Below are 6,136 nucleotides of genomic sequence, written 5' to 3'. Positions count from 1 at the left end.
AGGAGTGCTTCCAGGCCGCCAAGGGCCAGGTCGGACTCGACCATTACCAAGTCCGCACCTGGACCTCGTGGCACCGGCACATCACGCTCGCCATGCTCGCCCTGGCCTTCCTGACCGCCGTCGCCGCCGACGCGGCACCGAAGCGGTCCACCGGCCTTCACCACCCAGCCCTCAGCAGCGTACCGACCTCCCTGACCGTCCCGGAGATCCGCCACCTGTTCACCGTCGTCTTCGGCCCGCCAGCCACGACCGCTGCCAGGCTGCTGCACTGGTCAATCTGGCGCAGACGCCACCAGGCAACAGCCCGACACCGCCACTACCAACGACGATCCGCCGACGAACCTGCTGGATAGATCACGAAACCGCACTGGAGTACTAGGGTGGGCACGAGCCCCATGGCATTGCCAGGGTAGTTGTGGCGCTGTTTCCTGGCTTCTATCGCAGGTAGGCGATGCCGTCGGTGGTGACGGTGGGGCGCCCGCTGGTCCCACTGACGACGATCTTGATGGTGTGCTTGCCGGCCGAAGCCCAGTTTTTGGTCCAGATGGCGTTGCGGTAGGCCGTGGTGGTCGACTTCAGGTCGATGGTTGCGGCCTTGGTTCCGTCGATGTAGATGGCGGCTTGCCCTGAGGTGGAGGCGCGCGAGACGACCCAGGCCACTGAGCGGCCGGTGAACGTCCAGCTCATCGAGGCGTTCTTCGTGGCGCTGCTCAGGGAGGCGCCGCCGAGGTAGTTGGTGGATGTCTTCTTGGTCCAGGCACCGGTCTTGGTGGCGGACGTCTCCTGGGCGATCACTGGGGTAGCCGATGCCGTCGCGACGGATGTGTTGCCCGCCAGGTCCTGGGCGGTCAGGCTGAAGACTGTGGCCGCAGCAGACGTGGCGGTCAACTGGGCACTGGTCGTGGTGGGCCCGTAGGTCTTCGCCGTGGGGGCGGTCAGGCGGACTTCCTTCAGACCCGCACTGTCGGTGGCCTTCCAGGCGAGTGAGACCGGGACGGCCGTGGTCGCGACAGTTCCCGCGCGCAGAGACAGCGTCGGCTTGGTGCTGAACACGGGTGGGGTGGTCTCCGCCGTGACCGTGACGCTCGAGGAGGTGCTGGTCTTGCCCGACTGATGAGTCGCGCGGACCTGCACTGTGTGGCTGCCGGTGGCGAGGGTGACGGTTGCGGAGGTCGCGGCGCCGGTCTTGGTGGCGACGCTCTTGCCGTCGACGAGGACCTCATACTTCGTGATGAGGGAAGTCGGTGTGGTGGCCGTCCAGTTGATGGTGACCGTGCCCTTGGTCAGGTAGGTGTTCCCCGACAGGCTCGCGCCGGTGACGGACTTGACCGCGAGTCCGGTGACGGGGCCGGCGGCCCAGGTGCGAAGGGTTGGCAGCTGGTTGTACAGGGCCGTGCCCGGGCACTCGGTGGCGTAGGCGTCACGGTGGCCCGATATCCGGTTGAAGACCGCGGACTGCCCGAGTGCGAACTTGCCGTTGGCCTTGCCGGCCGTCAGGGTCACCTTCCCCAGCGGGTCCACCTTGTACTGGCCGAGCTTCCAGGCCGCGAGGCGGGCTATGGAAGCCTTGGCGGCAACCGGGGCGTCTTCGCTCGTGTAAGTGCCGATGACGGCGATGCCCGTGGTGTTCGTGTTGAACCCTTCGGCCTGTGCACCGATCACCGGCCGGTCGATGCCGCCCTTGCGTCCTTCGAAGATCGTGCCGCACTTGTCGACGACGAAGTTGTAGCCAATGTCCTTCCAGCCCTGGTTCAGGTGCAGGGCTCGCAGACCGCGCATGATGGCCGGAGAGTCGGCACATGAGTATGCGTTGGTCTGGGCCGTGTGGTGGACGAAGACGGCGTTGATGGTCGTGCCGTACTCGGGCGCCTCGGTGTTGAGAGACTCGTCCGCGCCCCAGGCCGCCCGGCTTTCGACAGGAGGCTGAGGCACGGTGGAACTCGGTCCGGATGTCGCACTCGCCGACGCCGTGGGCGCTGCCGAAGTCGGGGGAGCGGAACTGGCCGGGGGAGAAGGCTCCGTGGCCGTCGCCGTGGCAGTGGGTGCGGGAGTCGTCGGCGTCTCGCTCGAAGGCGTGGACGGAGCCGTTGCGGACTCGGACGTTTCGACGGTGGGTGTCGCAGGATCGGCGGGGGCGGTGGATGTGTCACCGGGCTCGGGTGTGTCGCCGTCCATGACGTAAGCTGCGGCCTTCATTCCCGCCTGGGTGGAAGTACCGGGATCGACCATGTCCAGGCGCAGGCCGGCGGGCAGCGTGCCACCAGCGGCGACCTTTATCTCCACGCCGTCCGACGGGCCGAACCAGGCGGCACCAGTGGCCCCCCGCATCCCTTTACGTGGAGAGTCCTCGCCGCTTCCGCCGTCGGCTTCCAATGTGACCCAGGAGGACCACTTCTGCGTCCCTACGGTACGGGCCCGGGCCTGGACTGCACCCAAGACGTGTGCCTGCGGGTTTTCCCATGACAGCCTCAACATGCTGAAAGATGCGACCTCAGGCCGACTCAGCGAGACACGGCCGGCATCATCGGCGCGCAGAGCTGCCGACCGCACGTGAGTGACGACCGGCCCCCCAAGGCCCTTCGCATCTGACTCCGAGTCGGAAGCGCCCCACGGCTGGACAACGATTACTCCCGCTGACACTGCGGTCGCCACAGCAACCGCACCCCACATCACACGCCGCTTCACGCAGCCCACCCCATGCACAGTCGGATCAGAACATGACAGATCTACAGACAGACGGCATGTGTTTCAGCTGTCTGGGTCCGGAGAGAGGGAATCTACACGGCCAACTGGCCCTGATAGAAAGCCAGTTGATGCCAGGGCTGCGTTATGGGTGTGGCTCGTGGCCGGCCCTGGCGGCGAGCCATACCCGTCATCTGGCAGCCGCTTGACATCCAAAGGGGCATCAGCCGGGCTATCGGCGTGCCCACCCGCCGGACCATAAACCGAAACGGCCCGCCGTACAGGGCTTCGTCGTAGTCGGCTGACATCCGTTGCGGAGGGTGTCACGTGCGTTGTATCGGAGGGCAGCGGCGATGTTCCTGGCACCGCCCAGCCGGAGGGCGCCTATGGCAAGGTTGCGCCAGGTCGCCATGGCCCGGGGAGCGTTCCCGGTCCGCAGCTGCGAGGAGTCCTCGGCGAAGGTGGTGTCGCGGACGTGGTGTAGGGCCTCGATCTTCCAGTGGTCCCGGATCAGCTTCGCGAGCTGGGCCGGGGCGGCCTGCTCGGCGGTAGGGAAGACGCGCCCGCCCCGAGGAGTCCCCTCGCTCGCTGAACAGCGAGGGCCTGGCCGGGTCCAGTTGATCTTGAAGGGGCATCGTTCACCAGCGAGACCAGGTTCGACCAACGCGAGTCCGTGTGACGATGCCCCCGACTCCTTCCGGAAGCGGAGATCTCCGGTCTTTCACCCCATCCGGCGGATCAGGGTGATGAACCGGAGCCCAGGGTCACACGCCAGTCGCGGTCACGTCTGCCGAGTAGACCAGCGCGAGACGGTGGTTGTACTGGATGGTGTACATCTGCTTGGCTCCGGTGACGACCGCACCGGAGGTGAAGTAATCGTTGGTGTTGGCCGGTGGCCGGGTGGCGACGTACGCCTGACCGGTGGGAACGGTGTAGTAGCTGATCGGCGCCTGCGTCGAGGGGGACAGCCCGCTGGGGTACTCCGACCGGTCGGGGTAGCTGGAACCGTAGACAGCCACGGGCGATGCGCCCGCAGCGGATACCAGCGTCACGCCGTACGCCGGGCTCGTGTTGACGCCGCCCGGGTTGTAGAACCACACCTTCGCGCCGCTGTACCAGATGGCGGTCCAATCGCCGTCGGCGCCAGCCACCACGAACTGCTGCCCCGCCTGGGCGGTGGAGCCCCAGTCGCTGATCCGGTCGGTGCCTGCAGCGCCCTTGTGGATGGCTTGGTCCCCGAAGAGCGGGGCGGTGTCGCTGGGCGCGGTGCGCAGGAACACGAAATTGGAAGCCTCCGCCTGCCGGGTGCAGACGGGCGTGGCGCCGGTGGGGTCGTCACCGGGGCAGATCTGCACGGTCTGCTGGTTCTCGGTGAATCCGGGGTTGATCGTCACCGCCGAGCCGACCGGCCCCACCCCGTGTTCACCCATCACCGGAGCACCGACCAGGCTCATGAAGTGCTCCCAGTCCCAGAACGGGCCCGGGTCCCAGTGCATGGCCGCGACGAGGCTGGAGCTCGGGCCGGCGATATTGTCGTGGCCGATGATGTGCTCACGGTCCAGCGGTATGCCATAACGGTTCGAGAGGTATCGCACCAGGGAGGCTGTGGCCTCGTACTGTGCCTCGGTGTACCAGGTGCCTCCGTGCGCGGCATAGCCCTCGTGCTCGATGCCGATCGAGTGCAGGTTCGTCGAGTAGTTGCCCGCGTGGAAGGCGACGTCCTTGGTGGCCACCATCTGCGTCACCGCACCGTCCGAGGACCGCATCACATAGTGCGCCGAACTGCCGCCCGCAGTTTGGAAGGTCGAGATGGCGGACTGGTACGACGACTCGGTGTCGTGGATGACGATGGTGTCGATCCGGACGCCGTTCGCCGGCCGGTTGGAGGCCTGGCCGTTGGACGGCGCCGCCGGCACGAATGTGCACGAGACTTCTGGCGGGCACTCGGTCGACGCAGCCACCGCGGTCCCGGTCAAGGAGAGTCTGTCCAACTGCGCGGTGGCAGGGCGGACCTGTGGGTCGGCGCGCAGTTGTACCTGCTGGCCGTCGTGCGTCGTGCGCGCGGCCCCAGCCCTGATGGTGGCGAAGACGCGGTCGGCGAACGCTGTGGCGCTCCGCTTCTGCGACGAGCCGCTGTAGCGGGCCACCGCCCCGTACCACTGACCGGGGTTCGACGTCCGGCCGCCGCCCAAGGCTTGTTGGTACGAGGCGAGCAGCGCGGCACCGCCCTCGATGTTGGCGGCTGGGTCCTCACGCAGCTCGGCCGGGGACAGGCCTGTGAGCTTTGCCGCCGCCTGCAGCGTGTGCAGGGCGGGGTCCTTCGCCATGACTGTGAGGTCCGACCGCCCGACCGCCCCGGCCGGACCGCCGGCCAGCATCGCGGGAGTGACATCGGTCAGGTGCATTGGACCGTAGCCGCCGCTGGTGCTCATCTCACCGGAATGCGCGTCCCACGCTGACACCTGGTGCGCCACGGCGAGCAGCACCTTGGCGGGGAGGTGGTACTTGGCAGCGGCGGCTGCGAAGGCATGCTGCCGCGCGCCCGGCCCTGACAGCGTGGCGTTTCCGGCCTGTGCGGTCGCCGGGATCAGGGCGGTCAAAGCTCCTGCGGTCAGCACACTCGCAGTGGCCAGACCGATCAGCCGATGCCGTGACACACGCTTCCGGGAAGCGTGGTTCGATTTCTTATTCTTCTGCACGTGTTTCCGTTCTCAAGTACAGCCGAGAGAGAGTATGTGATGTTTCTTCTGCTGGACGGCCAGCCAATGCCAATTCGCGTGCGGAAGGGACCGTCATGAAATATTGAGGCTAGGAACTGCTGTCGCTCCGCTTTGATATCCGAGATTTGGCCTTCCTCCCGATCCTCCACAGCAAGGTAACGGTGAAGAGAGCGAAGACGGACAGGCGGAACACTTCATCAGCGCGTATCTGGCTGGGGTGATCTAGCAGCTTCACCCCGATGATTAGCCACTGCCAGAAGTGGGCGGCTCTCCCCATCATCCGAAGTGGTTGTATCGCCAAGACTGGGTGCGCCATGGCCTGAACCACGGGCCGCGAAGGGCGTAGTTGTGCATGTGCACAACCCCATTTCGCCCCCACCTGGTGACGTGCCGCACGATGTTCCGCGCGTGCCAGTAGTCACTCGAAAGGCCAGATGCAGTAAAGAGAGAACGGCCCAGTCCTCGCCATCCATGCCTTCTCCATGCGGCACGGATGACACCCCGACTTCTCCAGGCTCTGTAGCCCGCGCGACCTGCGCGACCAAAACCGGCGCCGCAAAAACTCGTGCACAGGAACGCGGCGGAATAAGCGGCATCGTTATAGGAGTGCCTCGCTCTCCATCGCGAGAGCCACCACTTTCCGTTGAGGTCGTAGGCGTTGATGGGGTCGCTGGGGTATACGTAGGCGTTTGCGTTGCCGCCGGGGACGGGGTCGATGGAGAGGAAGCGTCCGG

At 66.4% G+C, this 6,136-nt stretch carries 2 protein-coding genes and 1 pseudogene; 1 reads left to right on the top strand and 2 read right to left on the bottom strand.

The genetic code is table 11. The features are described 5' to 3' along the window. Positions 1 to 128 (top strand): annotated as a pseudogene (locus ACFWXC_RS52770) (IS701 family transposase); the annotation flags it as partial. Between the two features lie 307 nt (positions 129 to 435). Here ACFWXC_RS52770 and ACFWXC_RS52765 read toward each other — a convergent pair. Continuing rightward, positions 436 to 1,932, bottom strand: coding sequence for an N-acetylmuramoyl-L-alanine amidase (locus ACFWXC_RS52765; RefSeq protein ID WP_384491470.1), 1,497 nt, complete (start codon positions 1,930 to 1,932; stop codon positions 436 to 438). A gap of 1,514 nt (positions 1,933 to 3,446) precedes the next feature. Then, complete coding sequence (locus tag ACFWXC_RS52760; protein ID WP_384491468.1) at positions 3,447 to 5,168, bottom strand: N-acetylmuramoyl-L-alanine amidase; 1,722 nt, start codon at positions 5,166 to 5,168, stop codon at positions 3,447 to 3,449. Between the last annotated feature and the right edge of the window lie 968 nt (positions 5,169 to 6,136).

Source organism: Streptomyces sp. NPDC058683 (assembly GCF_042716195.1).
Lineage (GTDB): Bacteria > Actinomycetota > Actinomycetes > Streptomycetales > Streptomycetaceae > Streptomyces.
The sequence above is the reverse complement of the archived record's forward strand: the minus strand, read 5'-3'. Positions and strand labels throughout refer to the sequence as shown.